We start from the raw sequence: 22,818 nt of genomic DNA on the forward strand, positions 1-22,818 counted from the left end.
CGGGGAGTGTACACATTGTGCACGCATATCACCCCCTGATTGCGAGGAGATCAAAATTGGTTAAAACAACTCACGTCGGCTCACTGCCCCGCACCCAAGATGTCGTCGACTTCATTTTTGCCCGCGAAAATGAAACGCCATTTGATCAAGCCAAATTTGATGCCTGCATGACTTCGGCCGTGTCTGAAACTGTGCGCAAACAGGTCGCGGCAGGCATTGATATTGTCAGCGATGGCGAAACCTCCAAGATCTCTTATGCGACATACGTCAAAGATCGCTACACCGGTTTTTCCGGCGACAGCCCGCGCAACGCCCCTGCTGATCTAAAGATGTTCCCCAGCTTTCTGAAACGCCTTGCCGACGACGGCGGCACGCCCCAGTATGCTCGCCCCATGTGCACCGGCGAGGTGCGATCCAAGGGACAGAATGAGCTGCAAAAAGACATCAACAACCTGAAATCCGCAGTGGCCGAACATGGGGCCGAACGTGGTTTCATGAACGCTGCCTCTCCTGGTGTTATCTCGCTGTTTTTGCAAAACGATTTCTACCCAAACCGCGAGTCCTATCTGGCCGCTTTGGCCGACGCGATGAAGGAAGAATATGAAACAATCGTTGGTGCCGGTCTGGACCTTCAATTGGACTGCCCCGATTTGGCCTTGTCGCGTCACATGCTGTTCAACGACCTGTCCGACGACGAATTCCTGAACGTCGCCAACATGCATGTCGAGGCTCTGAACCACGCCTTGCAAGACGTGCCGCAGGACCGGGTTCGTGTGCACATCTGCTGGGGCAACTACGAAGGCCCGCATTGCTGTGACATCCCGATGGACAAAGTATTTTCGACCCTGATGGCCACCAAATCCCGCTATGTTCTGTTTGAAACTTCGAACCCCCGTCACGCCCACGAATGGACCGTCTTCCGGGATCGCAAGACCGAAATCCCCGACGACAAGATTTTGGTTCCCGGCGTAGTCGATACCACCACCAACTTTGTTGAGCACCCCGAACTTGTCGCGCAACGCATTGAACAGTTTACACAAATCGTCGGATCCGACCGCGTGATCGCTGGCAGCGACTGTGGCTTTGGCACCTTTGCCGGGTTTGGCGCTATTGATCCCGCCATCGCCTTTGCCAAGCTGTCCGCCCTCTCCGAGGGAGCAGCGTTGGCCAAATGACCCCCCTGATTCTGCTCCCCGGAATGATGTGTGACGCACGGTTGTTTCAGCCGCAAATCGACGCCCTGTCGGGACGCATTCCCCTGATCTCAGCCCCTATTGGCAATCACGACACGATGCAGGCGTTGGCGGAAGAAATTTTGAACTATGCCCCGCCCCGTTTTGCTATGGCCGGTCTGTCCATGGGCGGTATCCTCGCTATGGAGGTGCTGCGCCAAGCCCCCGACCGGGTTGACCGTATCGCCCTGCTCGACACCAACCCGCTGGCCGAACTGCCCGAAGTTCAGGCGCGACGTGCGCCCCAAATCGAGGCCGCCAAAAACGGCGAATTGCGCCGCATCATGCGCGACGAGATGAAGCCGAACTATCTCGCAGATGGCCCAAACATGGGCGCGATCCTGGACCTTTGCATGGCAATGGCTACGGATCTGGGGCCCGACGTTTTTATTAATCAATCCCTTGCCTTACGCGACCGCCCCGACCAATGCGAGACCCTGCGCCGGTTCGAGGGACCCGCCCTTGTCTTGTGTGGGCGCGAAGATAAGCTCTGCCCAATTGAGCGCCACCAGATGATGCACGCGTTGCTGCCAAACAGCCGCTTGCAGGTCGTCGACGGCACAGGCCACCTGCCCACTCTTGAACAACCCGAAATCACAACGGCGGCCCTGCTCCGCTGGCTCGAGGATACATGAAACCTTCTCTGCTAGAACTCCTGCGCAGCGTCGACACGCCGACGGTCTGCAACGCCATCGAAGTCGCCCAAGGCAAACGAGGATTTAATGCCTTTACCCGCGGCACTATGCTCTGCTCCGCCCCAGATGAACCCGCCATTGTCGGCTATGCTCGCACTGCCAAGATTGCTGCGGTCGCCCCCCCCACCGAAGCTCCCGATGTGATCCGTGAACGACGGATGGGTTACTACAAATTCATGTCCGAAAGCCCGACCCCTTCGGTCGCTGTGATTGAGGACATCGACTACCCCAATTGCATTGGCGCCTATTGGGGGGAAATCAACACAACAGTGCACAAAGGCTTTGGCATGTCCGGTGCTCTGACAAACGGTGTCATGCGAGACTTGGGGGATCTGCCCGACGGGTTCCCGGTTGTTGCTGGGTCCATTGGCCCTAGCCACGGCTTTGTCCACGTCAAAGAGGTTGATACTGCAGTGAGCCTGTTCGGCCTCACCATAAACCCCGGTGATCTGGTCCACGCCGACCGGCACGGCGCCTTGGTCATTCCCATTGAAGTGGTCGACAAACTCGAGGCCGCAATACGCAAACTCCTTCAGACAGAGCGCATTGTGTTAGATGCTGCAGTGAAAGACGGCTTTGATTTCCAGTCCTTTGAAACCGCTTGGTCAGAATTTGAGAAATCTAGGACCTGACATTTCCGGAAGCCCGCGAACCCTCGTAGCCCTTTCACATAGGAGAAGGCTTCGCGGTGTCAAAACGCTATAAACAGGCGATTGTCGCCATCAAGGGGCGTAGGACCATTTTAGGCCTGTGCTTCTTCCCAAATGGACTGCCCTCATGACTAGCCAACAGTGGATCAAAGGTGGTGATTAAGAAGCTAAGGGGCAAATGATACAGATTAGGGCACAATCCTTGAAAGGACGGTTTGCCCCGCACTGTGACCTTTGGTGTTGGACGTGGTTGGTTTTCACTCCCCGTCCAACTATGCGGGTTCACTCTAGCTGACTAGTCGCCCAAAGGCTAATCCCCGGTAGTACCGGGATGACACTGTATGGTGGTTTCCAGCAAATTCCATTGCAAGACTAGACTTGATTTGTGAGCGCTTGGCTAAGTCAATTTCCCTAACTTCTGCGCAGATAACGTTCAGCTACCCCTACCCGAATGGGAAAGAACTAAGAAACCACTGCGCACCTATTGACCTGAAACGGTTTGCTACCACGCCCACAAATCCAACCGTGGGGCTTATGTCGACCATGACGAGTTTATCCTCACTGTAGTCGCCCTAAACCTCGAAAAACTAACAACGGGCACCAAGGCTAATCCAAGCAATAACTACAAGGTGAAAACGATGCAGGAACACTTTGCCTTGTCATCCCTAATATCGAAAACTGTGTGTATTCAACAGGATTGTCTGGAACTCGCCGTTGGACGCAAATTGCACCATGGTCCGTGGCGGGCCATTCGCGACCACACTGTTTTTTCACGCGCGTTCGTCAACTGCTTTACTTTGTACCAGCCCACAACAACCAGAATGCAAGAAGTGGAGTGCTGTCAGAACGCATGGCATGCACAATGCCAGGCGAATTGTAAAACGTGCCGCCGATACCGGGTTCAAACCACTCGCTATCACCATGACGAAAGGCCCCATTGCTCAATACCAGATAGGTTTCTTCTGGTGGATGACTATGGTCTGGATACCTAACGTTCGGCGCAAGCAGTGTGACACCAAGCCAAACGTCAGTCCGTCGTTCGATGCCTCCTGGACCTATTATGTTTGCATTGGCATGGCCGTCTGCAAAGTTTTCACTCGCGCACGACATGTCGCCTGATCGACGACGCCAAGTGAGCATGGGCTCAAGCCTGAGGAAGGTTTCAATCAAATGGCGAAGCTCTGGCCGATGAAAACACTGGGGATTTGCCACCTCTTCTAAGCTGTCGCGGATCGGCAACTGTGTCCCCACCTCATCAGACATCTTAGACGGCGTTTGAAGCGCTTCTCTAATCTTAGACAGGGAGATCTTTGCGTTGTGGTCTGTCACGCACCTATCGGCGGCAGAGGTAATAGCATCGAGGAACTCTTGCATTGCTTGGGGGCGTTTCACTGTCATCAAACCTCGCGTTTGCGGTACTTTTGGGGAATTAGGACTTTTTAGCAATGCAGAAGAAACAGTTACGCATGTACGAGCCGTCGATGCCGTTTCAGGAGCGAATACCTGCGGCGAGAAACCTACAGCGTGGCTTTGCAACTGTCGACATTGACCACCAGCTGAACAGCCGCTCAGCGAGTAGAAACGGCGTCTATCATTGGTATGAGTTTATTCGAATCCATGCAGAAAGATTGATTGAAACCAAAATTCAGTCAAGGGCAGCAGGATTGGCACTAAGGGTTATGCGCTCTCGCAAAACACGGTTTCGCGATGTTCGCGAACCCCAGCAAAATAAGGGTTCGCGAAACTTTGGGCGTTTTATAACTGTTTTAACAATGTTGACACCGCTTGTAATTGTCCAAATTCGCTTTCCAAAACCCCAATAAAATATGACTCTTCGTTCAAGCGCGGCCGAGCACTCGCCCAAAATACCATGCATAAAACGCCCACGAAAAATCTTTAAGCAACAAAAAAGCCGCTCAATTGAGCGGCTTTTCAATGAATTTCGGAGCGGACTACAAGTCGACTGTCTTGAAAAACTCGGCCCGTACAGATCTCGGATCCCATTCAGGAGCGATCCCCTTTAATTCCAGCTCTTTTCGTAACTTGCGCATTTTCGTGGGTTTGCGTTCGTAGACATCCGAAAGTTTTTTGTAAGTCGCTTTGAATTCATCAAGTGATTTCGGGTCGATCAAATCCCTCATTGCTCCCATGTGCCGAAGTTGACCACACTTCTTGAGATAGGGTCGCCCCTCCTTGTTTGTAGTAGACAAGATATACGTCACGGCCTGGGAGCTTAGCTTCAGTTCACGGGCCGTATCTGAAATCGTAACTCCTGGTTTACCGGTTCGAAGCCTCAGTACCTTTGACACTTCCTGCAAGTTCACAAACACGGAATACAGTGAACGAGTTCCCTCCAAGGCCTCGACCTGCTTAAGCTTGCCATCCAACAAGGCGCGGACAATAGAAACAAAAGGTACATGCAAAGTAGACGACGTTTCTGCAATATTGGCCATACCAAAGCGAGCTGCGTTCACTGCTTCGCTGTATTCGTAAATGCTCTCCATCATTCGATCCAAGTCCCTTGAATCAACTCCCTTGTGACGGCCGCTGTCGTGCCCATTGTCTTGCACAACCGAAAACAAAGGGCCTTTCTTAACCAGAGCTTGGGCGTGCGTGCGAGAGCAACCAACGTATCCAGGTACACGGGCAATTGGGACAGCCCTGGAAAGACGTCGCATTACTTCTTCAGCTTCCTTCGCGGGTACGGTAACGATGGTATTCTCTGAGGGCACACTGCTCGAAATCAATCCGAACTTCCGAAGAGCTAGTGAAACAGTATCGACGTGAATATCGAATTGGGCTGAAAGTGTCGCAACCGTTTGACGCCTGCTGATTTCAACCTTCTTCCCAAGAAGAACTCGGCCAGGTTTTACGGCCATCGTATCTAAGATGTGCTCCCTCAGTACTTCACGAATGGGTCCTGCAGGCTTCTCGGACTTACTAAAATGCAACCATTTGTAAAGTTGGCCAAACACGCCTTGCGGGCCAGACTGATGTACCGATTTTTCTGTCTTTCGTTGGAGGGTCTCCAAACAGTCACGAATTCCTTTCGGCCCTTTGGAGGTGAATTCGAAACCTACCTGCCCGGCCACCCGCCACTGGCTTTCCGTTAACTTTGCGTGCTCGAAATGTGCCCCATATTCAATACACGCACCCAACATCTCAGTGGCCTTACTTGCCTGATCAATATCTTGGTTGTCCAACCAAGTATAAGCTTGCTCTCCACCGAACCGGCCTTCCACGTAAGTCTGCAATCCGGAGGGATGGGTCATAGGGCATGAGGCCAACAGTTCCGAAAGCCGTGAAAGAGTTGGCAAGTGAGCCGACAGGTCCACAAAGGATGCACTTGTTCCAATACTCGGGATTTCAACTAAAGAAACGTTGTGTACCGCACAGGCACGTACGGGAGAGAGAACCCAGTACAATCGTCCAACAGGAAGAGGCCAACGTTCATTGTGCTTAAGCATATCCTCACTAACACAGTGAGGGCAGAATTTCATTGGAGATCGTGAAAAGAACTCCAATGAGAACTCCTGAGCGGCATACAGATAGCGGCGTTTCCCCATCGACTGAAAACTCGCTAACAACAGCCTTTCGGCTGGGATCCCAGAAATTCCGGACAATTTTTCAATCGCTTTGGGATCTGCCAATCTAACGTCATGTTGGGAAACACCAAACATCTCCAAGAATGTCGGGACTGAAACATCACACTGGACTCGAGCAAACCGAGAAATCCAAGAAACTAAGCTTTCACCGTCTGAAATCGGAACGAAGGGGAGCACTTGCTTCATGCCTACGCCCTCCCCAATTTTCGAAACTGCCGCTCTTTTCGTTCGAACTCAAATTCCGCAGCCGTTTCATCTAAACGAAGTTGTCGCCACTCATCGATAACAAATACATTCTGCTTCCATGCGCAACCTTCCTGAGCCTCCCAAGCAGACGCGAAATGCAATCTTGTCAACTCGTCAGCCTTTTCGAAAAGGGCGCATTCAATTGCATTCAGCACCGTTTCAAGGGCCCGCCCAAACCGACCTCGGCTGCCATGGATCAGGCGCCCGGTGACATTTCCACCCGCATCAAACGATAGTCCTGCAATCTCACAATACCTGGAAACGATGCTGCCCAACAAATCCTGTTCGTCCCCTCCACTGACGAGGTCACGAGGGGTGATTTTGGCAAAGCGCCTGTTCACTTGCGGATCAAAGGCTGTAACATCTGAGAGGCGCTCTGTTCCACTTAGGATGACGATCACAGCAGTTTCGTTCTGCATCAAAGATTTGATGGTCTTCAGCATGTTATCAATTTCTGACGGTTGACCTGAAAAGAACATGTCCTGAGCCTCATTAATCCAAAGAACGACAGTGCCAAGAAGACCGAAGCGATGTTTGACCATTTTCCAGATATCCCAAGCCTTAGAACGCTCAGAAAGATCATGCATCCCAGTTCCGGCCAAGATAGCCAAACCCAGGCTTTTCATCGTTGCTGGGCTTGGCACTTGAATACTTACTACACGCAAGAAATCGTCATTTTTGTTGGGCAAAAGTGCCGGATGTTCGGACAAAACCTTTCTGAGCGCCGTTGTCTTCCCTCCACCGGAGCCCTCGACCATCATGATGCCACGTGTTTCCATGTTCCCTGTGAAGCGAACCGGAACTGGGAGTAGGCGTCCCGAAGAGTCGTGCTGCAGAAGTCGATCAAGGTTTTTTCTAAGCTCGGTATCCCGTTCAGTTTCCAAGTGGATTTGACGGAGTTTAAGGAGAGTTTTCTGCATTTCAAAAGCATTCGAATTTGGCATGATTATTTCTCCTCCTCGGTCGGAAACTTGATCTTGGCAATACGCTTAGGTTGAACGAGGGCGTCGCTTGTAGTGCTGGGCTGAGTTTCTGCCATTGGGACAATTTCCTGGCCGTAATCAGTTTGATGCAACACGTCTGAGTGCGCTTCCGCTTCGATAATCCGGATACCGCTTAACAAGTTGTCCTCAAGGCCCTTAATCCGTTCACTGGACCATTCTTGCGTAACCAACCCAAACTCCAAAGATTTAGTGGAGTTCATTGCCGTGATTTCTTTTAGGGCTCGCGCCACAATTTCGTCCCTCCAAAGCTCTTGCTTTGGATCACGTGCGGCCAAGTTTCGGCGAGCCAGAACCCACTCTTGAGCATGTAACCCTTTGAAACACTCATTGACCGCAGGCACCTCAATCCAATTGCCGCCCACCCCAACAGAAACACTTCCGATATCGTCGGCGAGCCACCGAAGTTGAACCTCGTGTTTACCTTTGCGCATGAATTCCTGGGCAAGCCCTTCACAATTGTAGTGGACACCCAATACGGTGACGCCGGATTTTGAAACGACGCGACTTTGTCGGAGTCCATAGGCCAAGCGTTTCTCGCGAGTAGATGGAGCCGCACAAAGCGCGTAGTTTCCCGCTGCCATATCAGCTTCCCACTGCTCTAGCGGTGTACGGCCACCGAGATCGCTGTGTGGTGTATTGTGGTACACGTCGACGAGCCAACGGGTCAGTGCAAAGCATAAATCTTGAATACCCAAGCAAGCCCTTTCTTCGGGTTTATGTGCACCCTTATTCAAAATGCTGGAGAAGGTTCGACCATTCAACCGTTGGAGCAAGTTCATTGCCGTCGTTTTAAAGAACCGTTCGATAGTCCCTCGCATCATCGGTAAGCCTCCAATAGTTAGAAGATGCGTAATACCGAGATCTGCACATGCGCTCGTAAACTCTTCTGAACGGTAAGCTGAGCCAAGGTCTGTCCCGACTGTCTCTGGCTTTCCGCATCCAGGCCAGCCAGACAAGGCGCCCACGGCATCAGCCCACGGCCCCTTGTCCGTCATCACCATATCCAGCGTCTTAATTGAAGAGAAATGGTTTGGGTCATGAACCAAATTGAAACCCAAGATACACTTGGTACGACAATCAATTGCTGCTGAAACCCACCAACGCCCGGTTTTACCATCCAGACCCAAGGTTTCTAGTTCCTCTTCAGTGAACAATGAAAATGTACCGCATGCCTTAAGAATTGTGATTAGGTCGATTTTCCACTCATCCATTTCGACACGCTCCAATGGGCGGTGAACGTCGATGCCATCCTTTACTGGTGTGAACCGTTTTTGGGCTGCCGCTAGCCCTTCTCGACACAAAATTACTTCGAATGCATCCAACTGATTAATTCGAGATCGAACAGCTTCACGTGATGGTACTTTTAGGCGAGTTTCCCCGCCCTTTTCTCTTAGTACATTGGCATCCGAGAACGCCATTTTCATATCTTGATACGTCCCGGCTTTGGTGCGCCGTTGCTCACTCAAATAACTTTCACGGATAGTGTTGTTCATGAGCAAATTTTCTTCTGGCGAAAAATAGCTACTTCTATTCCCTTTCTTCCAGTTTTCGTCAGAAAGGCAAATCAGGCCGTGTTTTTCATACCTCTTGTACCAGCGACGTAACGTCCGAGGGTGCGGCATGGTGAGTACGGTCTGTGCGGTGCCACCATTCTTTGCTCTCTTCCTGTTTGCCTTTTCTTCAGCTTTCTCGAAAAGTTCTTTTTCTTCGAGTTCCAACTCCTGGTAGAATTCGGAGGCTCGCCGTTCAATAGCATGCAAATTCTCAAGCATAGAGACATCCGTGAACTTAAGGTTCCGCTCTCGCATCAACAGCTCAATTGTTTCGACAAAGGCCTGGCGAACTCCGATCGACTCGCGCTGGGAAGGGCTGAGTTCATGGAAACCAAGCACATCACCCGTCGCCCGCCTTTCAGCCTTGATCGCAGACCAATACTCGGGAGTATGTTCAATTTTTCCGGCAGCGCTAAGTTTGCCAAGCAGTCCACAATCAAACGTTTCACAAAGACCATTGCCATTTTGAAGCACATACGAATGATGCCCCTTCGCGACAAATTTGTACTCAACCCCGTCAATAACGATGCGGTCTTTGCTACCAATGTGAAAATGAGTTTTCAGGAATACAGATTGATCAGTCATTTTATAGATCCTTTGAAATGAGTTTTGTGGTCGGAGAAATTACGACATTGCTTTCGGGAACGAGCAGACCGTCACGACAAAGCCGAATAAGCGCTCGATAACCTCGCGCGGAAAGCCCCGTCTGAATGGTCAACTCCCGGAGTTCTACCGCTCCCCTGAGGCTGCCAACGACCTCAAGGGCCCGCTGATCCGCTTCCTCATCCGCCTCGCGGACAGATCGATACATGGCAGCATTGCGCAGCTGGATCGGATCGATATCTCGTTCGGTGATCAAACGAACATTGTCGCAAAAATTGGAATTGACGGCATGGCGAGAAATCTCGCGAATTTCATCTAGGAAACGCCCGGACTTTAGCCGGACCATCGGCTTAACAGTGACTGCCACCTGCTGCGCTTCATTGAAAATAACGAAGGCATCAAAGAAGTGAGTACGTGCTTTGCCGGTATCGTCGCGCCAGTCAAATCGCGCTTGTTCTTTTAAATAGGTTACGTCCCGGCGGGCGTTCAATACCAAGAGATTAGCCAGTTCGAGATTTGACTCTGCCTGAACCTTGAAACCCGCCCCCCTTCCCAGAACCGTGCTCGCTACGCAATGGCCCTTTGAAGCCCCAGTGACTTTCCGGTCAGCTCGAGAAGCTGATGGAAGTGTAATTTCAGAACTTGATCCCTCAGCCTGCGTTTTAGGAGGGTGTGAATAGTCGTAATTTGAATGACCCATAGTGGTCTGTCCTCACATAACCCGAGTGTGGACGACGTGCGAAAGCAGCCGACACAAACGGTTTTGAATTGGTCCGAAAAGAAGAGAACGGAGACCGTCCGTTCAGTTCAGACGCCTATTCGCGTGAAGGATGAAAATACGGCATTCGATGAGACAGGACTGTGTTGATCTGTCAGGTCATAACAGGCCACATCAAACAGGAATGTTTTAGTAGAGAGCGTCATACTGATTTCCCAAGACCGAAAATTCAATCGAGCAGGATGCTTAGGACTAAAAATCTGAAGGTATGAAACCCAAGCATCAACGAATACGGAGGATCAGATCCGTATTTGGGTAAAGGCAGTAATGATCGTTGTGTTCTTCATGTCGACTAAACAGCACTAAAAGGCCCATCAAAGTCAAGACAAAAAATATCACAACCTCTGGGAACGGTTTCAACCTCTAGATACAGCGTAAAATGGGCGCTTGAAGCTTATCGACACATCGATATTTGATCGATTGTCTGAAAATTGAAGACCGAATCAGTAAGGAAACAAGTTCCAATTTTGAAGCACATCATAGATGGACCAATTTAGCCTATCCTTCTGGATAAATAAGTGCCCGGATAATGATCTCCTTACAAGGATAGATCACTGTCCTTGTAATTAAGTTCAAAAATCAACGAACTTATTCATCAAATTCACTTTTTGAAGAATAAGGCAACGCCTAGTCCTTCAATTTTCCGATAACTGATTTTCCAATTCCAAGAATAGCAAACAATTTCAATCACTTGTTGACTCAGAAGCCGTTTCCGGACCACCATTTGATAACGAACGCCATCGTTGTGATGGGATTGAAATGGAAGTCTCACGGAAGGGAGTGAGTGATGTTGGCAATTGAAAGACACCTAGAGAGGTCCAATCATTGGGCCAATTTCAAGAGATCGATTCGCTCTCGCAATATATACTATTTCCACCTGAATTATGCTCGATACTCCCTAATTTCAGAAAATGAAACCACATATGATTCGACAACTCAGCAGCACGTAAGGATCGATAGATTTGGCGAAATTTTCAATTGGGTTTTAAAATACGTGCTCCTGAGAAAATTTCTTCAGGCAATAAAGTTTAGGCCATTGGGATAGCCCATCTAAGGCCTTTCTCGGTCAGGGCTTCCGGGCTGCATTATGTGACATTTCCTGATGAGCTGCCCCCGTTACTTACCCCCAAGTTTGCTCAATTATCTGCGAGGGCGGCAGTAACACCTCAAATGTTTGTTAACTGAAAAGGACTGGATCATGAAATCCACCCTAGACTGGGACAATTTAGAAGGCAGCCTCGAGGCTCTCCTGGGATCCCACCGCCGGGGATGGATCGATTTTCTTTTACCGGAGTTCGACGACATCAGATCAAGAGCAAGAGCCTTGGGTGATTATCCAGAAATTTCCAACATTTTTGAGAAATTTGGGAAGCTCAGTGTGTATGTTGGGCATCCGGTGTCCGATGGTGATCGCGCCATGCTCGACAAGCTTGTCTGCATGTCGGAATTCCTATGTGAGTGCTGCGGAAATTCAGCTCGGACGCAAGATATCTCAGGATATTTGGTAACCCTATGCAACTCTTGTTATCATGCCCAATACAAGGACAAATCAGTTCCCCAAATCTCACGAGGCGTGGATGTCGCCCGCCGTTATCCGGCTTTGGTTTCAGATAACGTCGCATCACTTGTGCCGTCGGTTGGCCAGGGCTGGATGCCTCTGATCAACCGTGGGGTCAACAAAATGCATGGCCTGCTACGGCGTCATGAAGGGGAACTACAGATTGAAATCTCCGATATCAGGGAGAAACTCGGCACATTAAAAATTTCAATGGCTCGATCTCACCCGATTACCGAAGAGGTCGTTGATCAGATGGTCAGAGAAGCAGATCTGACATGTGTCGAATGCAGCTACTTCGGACAGAGGGTACGCGGAAAACGTGAGCACATGGGTATGTGCCCTGTCTGCGATGAAGGGTGATTTGATGACCTGCTTTATTGATTTTGAGACCTCATCCCAGAACGCCGACAGCTGGCCAATAGAGGTTGGGCTGGCAACGATTGTTGACAACGAAACACGCGTTTGGGGAAGTCTGATCCGGCCATCGGCTCACTGGGATACCAATGACTGGAATTCGGTTTTTCAGAAAATCCACGGCATCGAATTTGAGGAATTACAGGAGGCACCAGTATCAGCCGATGTTGTGGATCAGCTTCTCATGCGAATGGAACCCTATGAGCACACCGCCTATGCAAGACAACCTGAGACAGCTAGCAGGTTACCGGAACTGCTGTTGCCAGAGCACACGAGCTATCAGCAAATCAAAATTGTTAGCATCGGTAATTTGTTAATCAACCGGGGCCTTGCAGTCCCCAACTTGGAACGTATCAACAGATATTTTCAACGAACTCTAAACGTACCTAGAGCAGAGCTCAGGGCGGCAGCCTTGGCGTTTGCCTTCAAAAGTGGTGGTGTCTCGTGACCAAGGCACCTCTTGCACAGCTGGTCTGTATGCGGGTTGAGCGCATTTTCGACGAAGATTTTGTTGATCGAATTTTGTGGAGCCTAAACCCTGAACTGGGCGGCAGGCGAACATTTGATCTGCTAAGTGAAGGAGATGATAGCGCCAGAAAAGTCAACGAGTGGCTGCATCAATATGAACGTGTCGTAACCCCGATCAACAGTTATCATGTGGGTGAGCTTGAGACCGCCAATCTTGATGTTTGCGATTTGAGCGCACTGTTTGCTCCAGTTCGGAGCGTGACGGTCCTAGGCAATGACTGGCCAATCGAAGTCGCTCTCCTAGGGCAAAAACACGAGGGAGGCAGTTACTTCTGGAGATCCAAAGTATTTCCGGCTTCAGATTGGCCTTCACAGATCTTGGATGCGTCGCCAATTGATCTGTCAGATGCCCCAGCTGCAGCAGATGTCGCTCGGGAATGTGTTGCGAGGATAACCAGGGCACAGTCCTGTCGTCTATATTCAGAGGAGGTAGAGCGCACTAAACTACTGATGGAAAGGCTGCTGCATCCAGCGAGACTGGAACCAGTTCCGAAGGTCGAAATTGAACGTCCCGACCTCAAGATGGGCGAAGACCAAGAGGCGGATGAAAGGGTTCACAACTATCTGGATCTCAGTTTTGTCCTAGAGGACCCGAGGCTCGAGATTTTTAGACTCCAGCGTGCTTGGTGGTGTCGGGATATGTACGCCTGATTTACCCCAGGCATGCATGGGCAGTGCCGCAGCCAGAGGGCTGGTCTAACAACCTAATCGGTATGTAGCCCAACACTGGTTCTCTGATGACCAACCGGGGCACTTGCTTGTGCATACCCAAAATGCACTAACCATGCGGCATCAAAGCTCTTTAGCTACGGGATAATCATCAAACGTAGCCAACAGCTTATGTCCGGCCTGCTGTGGTCTACAGCCTCTGTCATGTCTGTAATCATCACTCCCCCTCAGTCGCATCAGAAAGCACACGCACATAATCGAGGAGAACAAAATGCCATCCAATGAAAGCAACGAGGAACTTCGTAAAAGATGGGGAGTAACGACCCCACCTCCTTCGCTCGAGGAACTCCTGGTTTCCCAACTGGGCGAGGCTGCCAGGCCAGTCGGAAAAGCACTCCAAGAGCATCATCTGTTGTTCGCAATTCAGGAACTGATTTCCCCGGATCCCAGATGGCGTGGTCGAAATCTCATTGATCTGATCAGGGATGGGGATACTGAGGAGATCAACCGATATGTAAGTCAGCTAAATGAGACCGGTTTTTCATGATCTCTGAGGGATTCTTATTGAAGCCAATGGCGCGCAGGCTGGTGCATGGAAGCGAGCAATTGTCGCTTGATGCATGAATGAAGCACAATCCGAATGTATATACTTGTAGTTGGACGAACATATATACTTGCGATTGGACGCAATCTCGGACGAAGCTGTTAGAGTGATGCTGTCGCCTTTTCCCATCTCGTCGATGCCCAATACTCTCAATTCGGTTGCGCACATAAATGTCAGGTAGCAGTAGCCTCGACTACTGTCGGCAATCTATTGGCAAGAATTTTTCAGCTTTTTGACATTTTCTGCAAGCGGCTAAACACCAGTATCGAAAGATAAAATCTCACTTCATCGCGGATTTTGGCAGTTTCATGTGGCAGTTTCAACTTTCACTCGGAGCGGTGCGCTAGAACCGAGATAGGCTTTCTAACCCTGAGGACTCTTATCTAAATACCGTCTGTGTTGCGATAGGACGCCGTTTCTGACGATGATTGAGGGCAAACTGATCTCGAAGGAAAAGCTCCTGAACTGAACTTGGCCTGACAGATACCGCCGTAAAAACAACCAACTGTCAGATCACGTCGGAAACACTACAAGTAGGCATATGAAGGCATTACAGCTTTGACTGAAACAGTCTCGCATGTCCGCGCTTCGCCCCAATCTTCGTCTCGCCTTACCGGGTCAAGTCCTGGCTCCAATGGCGGGTATGCGCAGATTGCGACCTTTTGCAAAGTCTGGCCGCGGCTCGCCCTTATAGGACGGGAACGGCCCTTATCCGCCATTCGTGATCACTGTGGCGAACGGCCGGAAAGAGCCGATTGTGTTGAAAAACTCCGGTTTGCGAAAATGTTGATTTTCCACCGACTTCTGGTGGCGCGCGAAAGTCAGACTGGAATACGGCTCCGAGAACGTGAAGGGGCACAGCAAGGCCAAAGATCAGTTTTGGCCGCCCCCCCTCGCCAAAATAAACTACTCGACCTGTGTGGCCAAAAATGATCCCGACTTGAGCCAAAAACAGAGTTTTTCAACACAATCGGCCCTAAGCAGTCACCCGCGCAGCACGCGTTGAATGTCCGGTTATGCCCTTATCTGAACCAATAGTAACTTTCTCTCTTTGTTGAAACTGAGAGACGATGCCGGGGCAATCCCTCTGCTCAATCGGTACGAATATCAGTGAAATGATCCGCCAGGAAGTCAGTCAAGGCTCGGACGCGGCGCGGCAGAAATGTTGCTTTTGGACGCAGGACGAAGATCCCGCCGCCCGCATTTGGGTCAGCATGATCTATTAGCACTGGCACCAAGCGGCCTTTGTGCAGGTCATGGGCGATGAGGAACTCCGGCAGCCATGCAATGCCATGTCCCGCGCAGCATGCCGCATGGAGCGCTTCGAGACTGTTGCATGAAAACCCGGAACCAAGTCGCGTTATGCCGCCCTGATTTCGAGTAAACCCCCAATCCAGAAGCCGTTTCTCCTGGCCCAGGTGCAGACAGCTGTGCGTAGTGAGCTCCTCGGGTTGCTGAGGGAGACCATGCTGATCGAGATAAGCAGGTGCGCCACAGGGCACCCGCCGGTTGCTCATCAATTTTCTTGAGACAAGGGACGAGTCCGGCAAGGTGCCACTGCGAACCGCAAGGTCGAAACCTTCTCCGACCAGATCGACGATCTTGTCTGTCAGCAACAGGTCGATCTCCACCACCGGGTGGCGTTCCATGAATTCGATTACCGGGGGGACGACATGCAACCGGCCAAGAGCCGCCGAGCTTGTCAGGCGAATCGTGCCGCGCAGGCTGGCGGCATCATCGGCAATATCCTCCTCCAAGGCCGTCAGGCGGGCGAGAAGATCCCGTGCTTCCTCCACATACCGCTGCCCTGCCTCAGTCAATGTCATGCGCCGGGTCGTGCGAACAAGAAGCGGCACTCTCAGCCTCTGTTCCAATTGATGCACCCGCTTGCCCACTGCAGACGGGGTGTATCCCAGCACTCTGGCAGCAGCTGAGAAACTGCCGTGGTCAACAACGGCCAGAAGGATTTCTAACTCTGTCTTCTGTGTCATCTGTTCCCAAAACTATCAAATGTTGATCCAAATCTCCGGTTTATCGCGGAAATATATCCAAGGTATCTCAGATGATGATTGAAAAACCAAGGAGAACCACCTTGCACACCGCTTCGAACAACACCCTCTTCACGCCGCTCACATTACCGAATGGGCGAGTGTTAAAGAACCGGATCATCAAATCGGCCATGTCGGATTCGTTGGCGAATGGCCAGGGCGACCCGACTGCGACACAGATTCGACTTTATGAACGCTGGGCGGAGGGCGGCCTAGCGGCGTCGATCATCGGCGAGGTGCAGGGGGACCCACGTTACCCTGAGAAGCCGGGCAATCTCGTGCTCGACGATGGGGCTGATTTTGCAGCGTTTCGTGATCTTGCCCGGCGCGGGTCCGTCGACGGAGCGCACCTCTGGCTTCAGCTTGGTCATGCCGGGGCTTTGTCCCACCTCCCGATCAGCCGTCCCATGGGCCCAAGCGCCATCAACTTCCCTGATTTCCGAAGCGAGTCCATGTCTCTTGCCGAGATCAACGCAATCCCCGAAGGCCTTGCCAACACCGCCCGGCGCGCGGCGGAGTTGGGCTTTGGAGGCGTCCAGATCCATGCTGCCCACGGATTTCTTTTGAGCCAGTTCCTCTCCCCTCTCTTCAACAGCCGAACCGATGCCTATGGCGGACCGATCCAGGCGCGGATGCGGCTACTGGTTGAAACGGTCGAAGCCGTTCGCGAGGCAGTCCCGACAGATTTTGTTGTCGCAGTAAAATTGAACGCTACTGACCAGCTTGAAGGAGGTCTGACAGAAGAAGAAGCGCTCGAAGTCGTTGCCGGGCTTGAAGGCAAGGGGGTTGACCTTCTGGACATCAGCGGCGGGACCTATTTTCCCGGTGCTCCGTCCAGCTCGGAGCGCTCAACCGAAGGCCCCTATTTCATCGGTTTTGCCCGCGCAGCGCGTCAACTGACATCGATCCCACTTATGGCCACAGGGGGCTTCAAACGCAAAGAGGAAGCCGAAGCAGCAGTCCGCTCCGGGGATGTGGACGCAGTGGGGCTGGCGCGGGCGTTTGTCCTTGATCCATCCCTCCCTATAACTTGGCAGGCTGGCTTGGTTGCCCCCGCGTTCCCCCGCTTTGCCACCTTGCCAACCGGTGGCATGACTGCTTGGTTTACAATGCGCATGACCGATCTTGGCGAAGATCGAGAAGATCGAATGGACCGGGACATCAACTCCGCTATCACAGAATATGAAAAGCGCGATGAGCTGCGTGTTGAACTTTGGAAGAACAGGTTTGCTGCTTCATAGGGTGCCTCCATCCTGGGAGTTCTGAATCTCCCAATACCGGTCATTGGTCCAATGTGCAGCGTATGGCCGGTATCCGACCTTAGTGCCCCATATGCCGCGCCATGCTGCACCCGGCACGAATGTCGTAGAAGGGCTGATTGTGTTGAAAAACTCTGTTTTTGGCTCAAGTCGGGATCATTTTTGGCCACACAGGTCGAGTAGTTTATTTTGGCGAGGGGGGCGGCCAAAACTGATCTTTGGCCTTGCTGTGCCCCTTCACGTTCTCGGAGCCGTATTCCAGTCTGACTTTCGCGCGCCACCAGAAGTCGGTGGAAAATCAACATTTTCGCAAACCGGAGTTTTTCAACACAATCGGCTGGAACCGGCCGTTAGACGGGTTTGTCACCAACGGCGGCTATGCGCAGGAAGTGACATTTGCAAAGTTAGGCTGTCGGCCCTGACCAGGCGTTAGTAGTCAAAGCCGTATGTTGCTGTTTTACGCCACAAAGCGGACGGACAGCCGCTTGCTGTTTGCGAGGGATTGGCAGGTTAAAATTTCACCAGCTTCAACATCTTTTGCCTCCAGCGCCATGTGAGCGCGCATGTGCACATCACCAGATCTAAGCGTTGCCTTGCATGCGCCACAGACACCCGATTGGCAACTAAATGCTGGCGATAGGCCCGCCGCCAACATGGCTTCCAGTATGGTTTGGTCTGCTCCAACAGGAACGTCGGTGATCACGCCGTTGAGTGTCACCTGTGCGGTCGCCGCGATGCCCGTGATCGTGCGCTCAGCCTGCGTTTGGCTGCCAAAACTCTCCATGTGGATACGCGCTTGAGGGACGTCCAAATTGCCAAGAGCGCTGGCGACATTTGAGTTCATGTCACCGGGGCCGCAAATCCAATAGTGTACGTCTTGCGCAATTGGCGGGGTTTCAGCCATCGCGGCTTGAATGACCTCCGCGTCCACGCGTCCACGTCGCCAAGGCGAAAATCCACTCCAGAACGATTGGGACGAGACCACGTGCCGCACCGACAGGCGCTCTGAATAGGTCTGTTGCAAGATTTTTAGCTCTTCGTGGAAAATGATCTCTTTCTTAGAGGCGTTACCCAACAGCAGGTGCGCGACGGAGTGCGGTTCTTTTGTCAGCACGTCGCAGATCATGGCGTAGAGCGGCGTGATCCCGCTGCCCGCGCCATAAAAATAGTGGGTGCGGCGGGCGGTATCATTGGGCCGGAGCACAAACGATCCAAACGGCGGCATGACCTCAATTTGAGCGCCAACCTCAAGGCGGTCGGCAATATGGTTGGACACCACCCCACCTTGTACACGTTTCACGGTGATGCGCAGATCACCCGCTGGCGGATTTGAAATTGTGTAGCAGCGACGATGCTCTGTGCCGTTCACCGTCAGGCGTAGTGTCAGATGCTGACCCGCCTGCCAGCGAAACCAGTCTTGAAGCGGTGCGGGAACCGCAAATGTCACGCTGGTTGCACGCCCTGAAATGATCGGGTCAACAGCAGAAACCGTGAGTGGGTAAAATTGTGCGTCCATATCGTTGTCCTGATTTTTTATCGGCTGTGGATGCAAAGCAATTGGCTAAGCTGTTTCTCAACGGTAGTCGAATGTAGAAGTCAGCTTTTGGATGACGGCCCGGCCGGCAACAGTAGTGATTTCAAACCGGTCCATTTCGGTCATGTCGCCTTTGAAACCGTCCCATTCATAGGCCACTTTGGCTGTGGTCATGATGATGGTCAGCCCGCCCTGTTGGCTAAGGGAGAGCTCACGTGATGTGCGACCGGTTTCCTCATAGCCTTGCATGGCTTGTTTCCATTCCGGGCTGTTTTGCAAATCCGGTAAGGAGTCCCAGTCTTTTAAAGCGTAGCTGAAAGAGAAATCCTGCGCGGAAATTCCGGTCAGCACGTGAATGTGATGGGTGGCCTCAGGGTGCCAATCTCGCCAATTTTTTTGCCAGGTCGGCCTCGGTTGTGGCGCTATGGTAGCGATTTACAAGGTCGTTGGCCGTGTCTGAAGGGGTGGCCAAAACAAGCCCTGCGGCAAGGATCAGCCCAATGGCGGTTGCTGTTATGCGCTTCATGAGAAAGCCTCCGTTTGATTGATGCGCCCAGTGATTTCAGAAAGGCGGGAAAAGGTTTGCAGAGTGATGGGCAATACAAGCGCGCTTTCGACAAAGTCCCAGCTATAGGTGATGATGGAAAACACCTGACCTGCGGTCGCACCGAGTCCTCGCGTGGCAAACCAAAGGTTGAACATTTGCAAGCCCAACAGCGCCACGGAAATCAGGCCATAGATCACGCCTTCGGTGTCAGAGATGCGCACTTCGGATTTGCGCAACGCCAGCAAATGCGCGCCCAAACGTGGAAGTGAGCGGCTTTCCAATACACCCACTTGCTTTTCCGATTGCACATTCAGAGATCGGTTGAGATTGAAAAACCGCCGATGCACCAGCGCGTAAAGCAGCCCGGTGATGACCAAAGCGGCAAAGGCGGCAAAGGCCAGATTCGGATGAAATCCTGCCAGAATGACAATCGCCGCCGTCGCGCGCACTATTGAGGTGACGCTTTCTGGGGCCTCTTTTTCAAGAAAATCCACCAGCTCGCGTCCCATCGTCAGGCGCGCATTCAGCCGCGACACCGGCATTGTGCCAGACCGCGCCACCAGCGCTTTGCCCAATTCAACCCGCATGATGCCATAGGCGCGAGTGTCATAGACCCAACGCAGGGTCGCCACGACAATCAGCACCAAAAACACACCGCCCAGCTGATAAAAGGCCGCGTAGTCATCCTGAATCAACCCGTCGATGGCAAAGCCAATCAAAAGCGGAACGGAGGCAAACAGGCCAACCTCCACAAGGGTCATGGCCCAGGTCACGGTGATTTGCGGCCAAAAGGCAGAGAACAGACCACCCAGGGTCAATTGTTTGTCGCGCATCAAGCCTGCGCGAAGTTTCAACGCCGCCTTCATGTCATGCGCTTTTCCTGCTGCGCCATGAAATCGAGAATGGCGTTTTGGTGATTGGTGATCGGGCTTTCGCCGACGCTGGCGGGACCGATTTCCAGATAAGGACTGGCCAAAGATTTTTGTTGCTGCTCGCAGGCGTAGATATCCTCGGCGGTGAAATCGCCGGATGCCATCGGATCATCCTCGCTTGCGACATCGTCCCCGCTGTATTTGGGCCCGCCAAAATTTTTCCAGAATCCCGCGCTGCTCCAGGATTGCTTGTTGTATTCCCAGCTTGAGACATTGGCGAGTTTGGTGCGGTTTTCAATCCGGGTCAGATCCGGTGCGAGTGGCGTGATGACAAACAGGTTCCAACTGTCCTCGCTTGCGCCCAAGCCAAGACCGGGAAACAGCATCGGCACCCACGCCCCTTTGTGCGGCTCAGGAATGACACGCGGCGTGGGCAGGTTTGTTTCCAAATCTTTGGCATAGGCCTCTGATGGCGGCTCCCAAAAGTGGTAGTGCGGACCTTTCCAGCCGAATTCGGCTTTGGCGTGGTCATACATATGCAGCGTGTTGGCGTGCAGATGGCTCAAATGGTAGACGTCGATGTAGTTCTCAACCACAATTTTCCAGTTGGCCTTGATTTCATAGGTCTGGCGCGCCTCTTCATATTCCACCAATTCTTCCGGCTTGTGAGGCCCCAAATGGGGATCAACGCCAGCCAAAAACTCCACCAACGATGGCGAGTCGGGATCTGGGTGAACAAACATCATGCCGCGCCAAACGTCGACTGCGGCGGGTTTGAGGCCAAGACAGCTTTTGTCGATGCCTTTGGGGTATTCCTTGGCCTCGTCCGGCACGGAAATGAGATTACCTTCAAGGTCATAAGTCCAATCATGATAGGGGCAGGTCAGCGCCTTTTGCGTTTTGCCCAGCGCGCGGATCAGTTGTGTGCCGCGATGGCGGCAAATGTTATGAAACGCACGCAGGCGGAAATCGCGGCCCATCACGATGAAGATATTGTTCAGGCCTGCTTGCACCGAGACATAGTGCCCAGGCTCAGGGATATCTTCGACGAGTCCGGCATAGCGCCAAGTGCGCGAAAAGATCAGCCTTTGCTCGCGATCAAACCAGTCTTGCGACGTGTAGGCATTCACCGGAAGGTTGTGATACATTTGAGTCATATTGATCTCCTCACACCAACCAGCTGGCGTATTGCGGGAACAGGCTAGCGGCGATCATCATTGCACCAAACACAGCCCAAAGGGCGACAACCGCCCAAAACAGGACCGGGTCTTCGCCGCGATCCACTTCGAAAACAAAATGCGCCTGCCCGCTACGGATGGCTGGCACCAACCACCACAGAAAGAGAAGCCCCCACACCCAATAGAGTCCGAGCGCTGCCGCAGCGACGAGCACGGGAAAAGCGATGTGGTTGAGAATACGTTGGCGTGACATTACTGCCCCTCCAGAGAGTTGGCCAAGATCAGCGCGCTTTTGTGCAGCTCATCTCGCCAAGCCTGCGGCGGCGCCAACGCCATCAAGGATTCCAGGTTGACCAGAATGGACGTGATCCCCTGAGCAACCGCGCGGCAATCGGCCAGGGGCGCCTCGGGCGACAGGCGTTGCAACGTTTTTGTGAGCACAGCCAAAAAGCGCTCAAGACTATTGAGCAGCATGTCCCGCCTTTTGTTTTGGCCTCCAACGGCGACCGATAGGGCCTGCCATGCCAGCAACAAGCGGGCGTCCTGTTGGCCGTCCTCGGTAAACAGCAAGTCAACCAAACCCGAAAGCGAGTTGACCTGTTGCAGTGCCACATCCGCCCCGTCGGTCATTTCGTCAAATACCTGGACGACATGCGCACAGAGTGCTGCGACCATTTGGTCCCGGTTGCCCAGATAGTGGCGCAGCAAAGGGCGTTTGACACCGGCTTGCTCCGCGATCCTCTCTTGTGTGGCCCCCTCCAAACCGAAACGGGCAACACACGTGAGGTAGGCGTCCAAAATTTCTACCGATCTCTGATCTTTCAAACTGGGGCGCGGCATGGCCTCTCCAAAATTGTCACAATTGACAAATAACAGGCGTTGATAAATTGTCAAGTTTGATTACTTACAGAATCCACTACGAACCGCCTGCTCAGCCATCGGCGTCCACTTCCCAATCCGGTCAAGTGAGTCAACGAAGTTCTCAACACCTTTCTGCTACGCAACTCCTATCGAGCGCGGGAATTGATGTTCACCAACTGGGTTTTCACAGAATTTCAAATGGCTGAAAGGCTATGAAAGCGGCCTTCGACCCACTTTGCAGCGAAGGTCAGCAAACCGCCGATTCTGTGGAAAAACATCGTGTTGCTGGCGCAGAAAATGAGGGACTGAACGTCGCGCGAGCGCCTTTCTTTTCAGGCTTCGCTCGTTTGCTGCGGTGCAGGAAAGATCTTGGCCAGTTT

21 protein-coding genes are annotated in these 22,818 nt (G+C 52.2%); 8 read left to right on the forward strand and 13 right to left on the reverse strand.

Annotated elements, in window-relative coordinates; genetic code table 11:
- Positions 1-56 precede the first annotated feature (56 nt).
- Genes FEE96_RS18905 through FEE96_RS18915 form a run of 3 tightly spaced genes read left to right on the forward strand, consistent with a single transcriptional unit; the run spans position 57 to position 2,559 of the window.
- Complete coding sequence (locus tag FEE96_RS18905; RefSeq protein WP_246079516.1) at positions 57-1,175, forward strand: cobalamin-independent methionine synthase II family protein; 1,119 nt, start codon at positions 57-59, stop codon at positions 1,173-1,175.
- Positions 1,172-1,867, forward strand: coding sequence for an alpha/beta fold hydrolase (locus FEE96_RS18910; protein ID WP_138164688.1), 696 nt, complete (start codon positions 1,172-1,174; stop codon positions 1,865-1,867). Before FEE96_RS18905 ends, FEE96_RS18910 begins: the two co-directional genes overlap by 4 nt.
- Positions 1,864-2,559: an RraA family protein gene (locus tag FEE96_RS18915; RefSeq protein WP_138164689.1), complete on the forward strand. Its 696-nt coding sequence runs from the start codon at positions 1,864-1,866 to the stop codon at positions 2,557-2,559. Before FEE96_RS18910 ends, FEE96_RS18915 begins: the two co-directional genes overlap by 4 nt.
- An 810-nt stretch (positions 2,560-3,369) precedes the next feature.
- Here the strand turns inward: FEE96_RS18915 and FEE96_RS18920 are convergent.
- Positions 3,370-3,975 carry a dimethylsulfonioproprionate lyase family protein gene (locus tag FEE96_RS18920; protein WP_138164690.1) on the reverse strand — a complete coding sequence of 202 codons (606 nt, stop codon included), beginning with the start codon at positions 3,973-3,975 and terminating at the stop codon, positions 3,370-3,372.
- 47 nt (positions 3,976-4,022) lie between these two features.
- Here FEE96_RS18920 and FEE96_RS18925 point away from each other — a divergent pair, with 47 nt between their 5' ends.
- Complete coding sequence (locus FEE96_RS18925; protein ID WP_138164691.1) at positions 4,023-4,400, forward strand: hypothetical protein; 378 nt, start codon at positions 4,023-4,025, stop codon at positions 4,398-4,400.
- Between the two features lie 129 nt (positions 4,401-4,529).
- Here FEE96_RS18925 and FEE96_RS18930 read toward each other — a convergent pair whose 3' ends face one another.
- From FEE96_RS18930 to FEE96_RS18945, 4 genes are read right to left on the reverse strand one after another with little or no spacing between them, the layout of a single operon-like run.
- Positions 4,530-6,368: a TniQ family protein gene (locus FEE96_RS18930; protein WP_138164692.1), complete on the reverse strand. Its 1,839-nt coding sequence runs from the start codon at positions 6,366-6,368 to the stop codon at positions 4,530-4,532.
- A gap of 2 nt (positions 6,369-6,370) precedes the next feature.
- Positions 6,371-7,372: a TniB family NTP-binding protein gene (locus FEE96_RS18935; protein ID WP_138164693.1), complete on the reverse strand. Its 1,002-nt coding sequence runs from the start codon at positions 7,370-7,372 to the stop codon at positions 6,371-6,373.
- A 2-nt stretch (positions 7,373-7,374) separates the two neighbouring features.
- Positions 7,375-9,570 (reverse strand): DDE-type integrase/transposase/recombinase, encoded by a 2,196-nt coding sequence (locus tag FEE96_RS18940; RefSeq protein WP_138164694.1) that lies wholly within the window; start codon positions 9,568-9,570, stop codon positions 7,375-7,377.
- A gap of 1 nt (position 9,571) precedes the next feature.
- Entirely contained in the window at positions 9,572-10,288 is a 717-nt protein-coding gene (locus tag FEE96_RS18945; RefSeq protein WP_138164695.1) for a hypothetical protein, read from the reverse strand.
- A 1,276-nt stretch (positions 10,289-11,564) separates the two neighbouring features.
- Here FEE96_RS18945 and FEE96_RS18950 point away from each other — a divergent pair.
- Genes FEE96_RS18950 through FEE96_RS18960 form a run of 3 tightly spaced genes read left to right on the forward strand, consistent with a single transcriptional unit; the run spans position 11,565 to position 13,517 of the window.
- Positions 11,565-12,284, forward strand: a complete 720-nt coding sequence (locus FEE96_RS18950) for a hypothetical protein (RefSeq protein ID WP_138164696.1) — start codon at positions 11,565-11,567, stop codon at positions 12,282-12,284.
- Positions 12,285-12,288: 4 nt separating this feature from the next.
- Positions 12,289-12,786 (forward strand): hypothetical protein, encoded by a 498-nt coding sequence (locus FEE96_RS18955; RefSeq protein WP_138164697.1) that lies wholly within the window; start codon positions 12,289-12,291, stop codon positions 12,784-12,786.
- Positions 12,783-13,517, forward strand: a complete 735-nt coding sequence (locus FEE96_RS18960; protein ID WP_138164698.1) for a hypothetical protein — start codon at positions 12,783-12,785, stop codon at positions 13,515-13,517. Before FEE96_RS18955 ends, FEE96_RS18960 begins: the two co-directional genes overlap by 4 nt.
- Before the next feature lie 1,713 nt (positions 13,518-15,230).
- Here the strand turns inward: FEE96_RS18960 and FEE96_RS18965 are convergent.
- Positions 15,231-16,130, reverse strand: a complete 900-nt coding sequence (locus FEE96_RS18965; protein ID WP_138164699.1) for a LysR family transcriptional regulator — start codon at positions 16,128-16,130, stop codon at positions 15,231-15,233.
- A gap of 101 nt (positions 16,131-16,231) precedes the next feature.
- On the opposite strand from FEE96_RS18965, the gene FEE96_RS18970 reads away from it, so the two are divergent.
- Positions 16,232-17,428, forward strand: coding sequence for an NADH:flavin oxidoreductase/NADH oxidase family protein (locus tag FEE96_RS18970; protein ID WP_342770979.1), 1,197 nt, complete (start codon positions 16,232-16,234; stop codon positions 17,426-17,428).
- A gap of 475 nt (positions 17,429-17,903) precedes the next feature.
- Here FEE96_RS18970 and FEE96_RS18975 read toward each other — a convergent pair whose 3' ends face one another.
- The 7 genes from FEE96_RS18975 to FEE96_RS19000 form a co-directional block, all read right to left on the reverse strand.
- Positions 17,904-18,962: a ferredoxin--NADP reductase gene (locus FEE96_RS18975; protein WP_138164701.1), complete on the reverse strand. Its 1,059-nt coding sequence runs from the start codon at positions 18,960-18,962 to the stop codon at positions 17,904-17,906.
- A 57-nt stretch (positions 18,963-19,019) separates the two neighbouring features.
- Positions 19,020-19,229 carry a hypothetical protein gene (locus FEE96_RS18980; protein ID WP_138164702.1) on the reverse strand — a complete coding sequence of 70 codons (210 nt, stop codon included), beginning with the start codon at positions 19,227-19,229 and terminating at the stop codon, positions 19,020-19,022.
- Positions 19,230-19,350: 121 nt separating this feature from the next.
- The gene (locus FEE96_RS23570) at positions 19,351-19,506 is read right to left on the reverse strand and encodes a hypothetical protein (protein ID WP_171021755.1); all 156 of its coding nucleotides are present in this window, start codon (positions 19,504-19,506) and stop codon (positions 19,351-19,353) included.
- Positions 19,503-20,393 carry an ABC transporter six-transmembrane domain-containing protein gene (locus FEE96_RS18985; RefSeq protein ID WP_246079517.1) on the reverse strand — a complete coding sequence of 297 codons (891 nt, stop codon included), beginning with the start codon at positions 20,391-20,393 and terminating at the stop codon, positions 19,503-19,505. Before FEE96_RS18985 ends, FEE96_RS23570 begins: the two co-directional genes overlap by 4 nt.
- Positions 20,390-21,556, reverse strand: a complete 1,167-nt coding sequence (locus FEE96_RS18990; RefSeq protein ID WP_138164703.1) for an aromatic ring-hydroxylating oxygenase subunit alpha — start codon at positions 21,554-21,556, stop codon at positions 20,390-20,392. The genes FEE96_RS18985 and FEE96_RS18990 overlap by 4 nt, the downstream gene beginning before the upstream one ends.
- Positions 21,557-21,566: 10 nt before the next feature.
- Entirely contained in the window at positions 21,567-21,830 is a 264-nt protein-coding gene (locus FEE96_RS18995) for a hypothetical protein (protein ID WP_212744796.1), read from the reverse strand.
- Positions 21,830-22,417, reverse strand: coding sequence for a TetR family transcriptional regulator (locus FEE96_RS19000; protein ID WP_138164704.1), 588 nt, complete (start codon positions 22,415-22,417; stop codon positions 21,830-21,832). Before FEE96_RS19000 ends, FEE96_RS18995 begins: the two co-directional genes overlap by 1 nt.
- Positions 22,418-22,818: the final 401 nt, after the last annotated feature.

Source organism: Parasedimentitalea maritima (assembly GCF_005771405.1).
Taxonomy (GTDB): domain Bacteria; phylum Pseudomonadota; class Alphaproteobacteria; order Rhodobacterales; family Rhodobacteraceae; genus Parasedimentitalea; species Parasedimentitalea maritima.

Bases quoted from the DNA above. Each gene is read 5' to 3' on its own strand.
- FEE96_RS18910 (WP_138164688.1), top strand. From the start codon at position 1,172: ATGACCCCCCTGATTCTGCTCCCCGGAATGATGTGTGACGCACGGTTG.
- FEE96_RS18915 (WP_138164689.1), top strand. From the start codon at position 1,864: ATGAAACCTTCTCTGCTAGAACTCCTGCGCAGCGTCGACACGCCGACG.
- FEE96_RS18920 (WP_138164690.1), bottom strand. From the start codon at position 3,975: ATGACAGTGAAACGCCCCCAAGCAATGCAAGAGTTCCTCGATGCTATT.
- FEE96_RS18925 (WP_138164691.1), top strand. From the start codon at position 4,023: ATGCAGAAGAAACAGTTACGCATGTACGAGCCGTCGATGCCGTTTCAG.
- FEE96_RS18930 (WP_138164692.1), bottom strand. From the start codon at position 6,368: ATGAAGCAAGTGCTCCCCTTCGTTCCGATTTCAGACGGTGAAAGCTTA.
- FEE96_RS18935 (WP_138164693.1), bottom strand. From the start codon at position 7,372: ATGCCAAATTCGAATGCTTTTGAAATGCAGAAAACTCTCCTTAAACTC.
- FEE96_RS18940 (WP_138164694.1), bottom strand. From the start codon at position 9,570: ATGACTGATCAATCTGTATTCCTGAAAACTCATTTTCACATTGGTAGC.
- FEE96_RS18945 (WP_138164695.1), bottom strand. From the start codon at position 10,288: ATGGGTCATTCAAATTACGACTATTCACACCCTCCTAAAACGCAGGCT.
- FEE96_RS18950 (WP_138164696.1), top strand. From the start codon at position 11,565: ATGAAATCCACCCTAGACTGGGACAATTTAGAAGGCAGCCTCGAGGCT.
- FEE96_RS18955 (WP_138164697.1), top strand. From the start codon at position 12,289: ATGACCTGCTTTATTGATTTTGAGACCTCATCCCAGAACGCCGACAGC.
- FEE96_RS18965 (WP_138164699.1), bottom strand. From the start codon at position 16,130: ATGACACAGAAGACAGAGTTAGAAATCCTTCTGGCCGTTGTTGACCAC.
- FEE96_RS18975 (WP_138164701.1), bottom strand. From the start codon at position 18,962: ATGGACGCACAATTTTACCCACTCACGGTTTCTGCTGTTGACCCGATC.
- FEE96_RS18980 (WP_138164702.1), bottom strand. From the start codon at position 19,229: ATGCAAGGCTATGAGGAAACCGGTCGCACATCACGTGAGCTCTCCCTT.
- FEE96_RS23570 (WP_171021755.1), bottom strand. From the start codon at position 19,506: ATGAAGCGCATAACAGCAACCGCCATTGGGCTGATCCTTGCCGCAGGG.
- FEE96_RS18985 (WP_246079517.1), bottom strand. From the start codon at position 20,393: ATGAAGGCGGCGTTGAAACTTCGCGCAGGCTTGATGCGCGACAAACAA.
- FEE96_RS18990 (WP_138164703.1), bottom strand. From the start codon at position 21,556: ATGACTCAAATGTATCACAACCTTCCGGTGAATGCCTACACGTCGCAA.
- FEE96_RS18995 (WP_212744796.1), bottom strand. From the start codon at position 21,830: ATGTCACGCCAACGTATTCTCAACCACATCGCTTTTCCCGTGCTCGTC.
- FEE96_RS19000 (WP_138164704.1), bottom strand. From the start codon at position 22,417: ATGCCGCGCCCCAGTTTGAAAGATCAGAGATCGGTAGAAATTTTGGAC.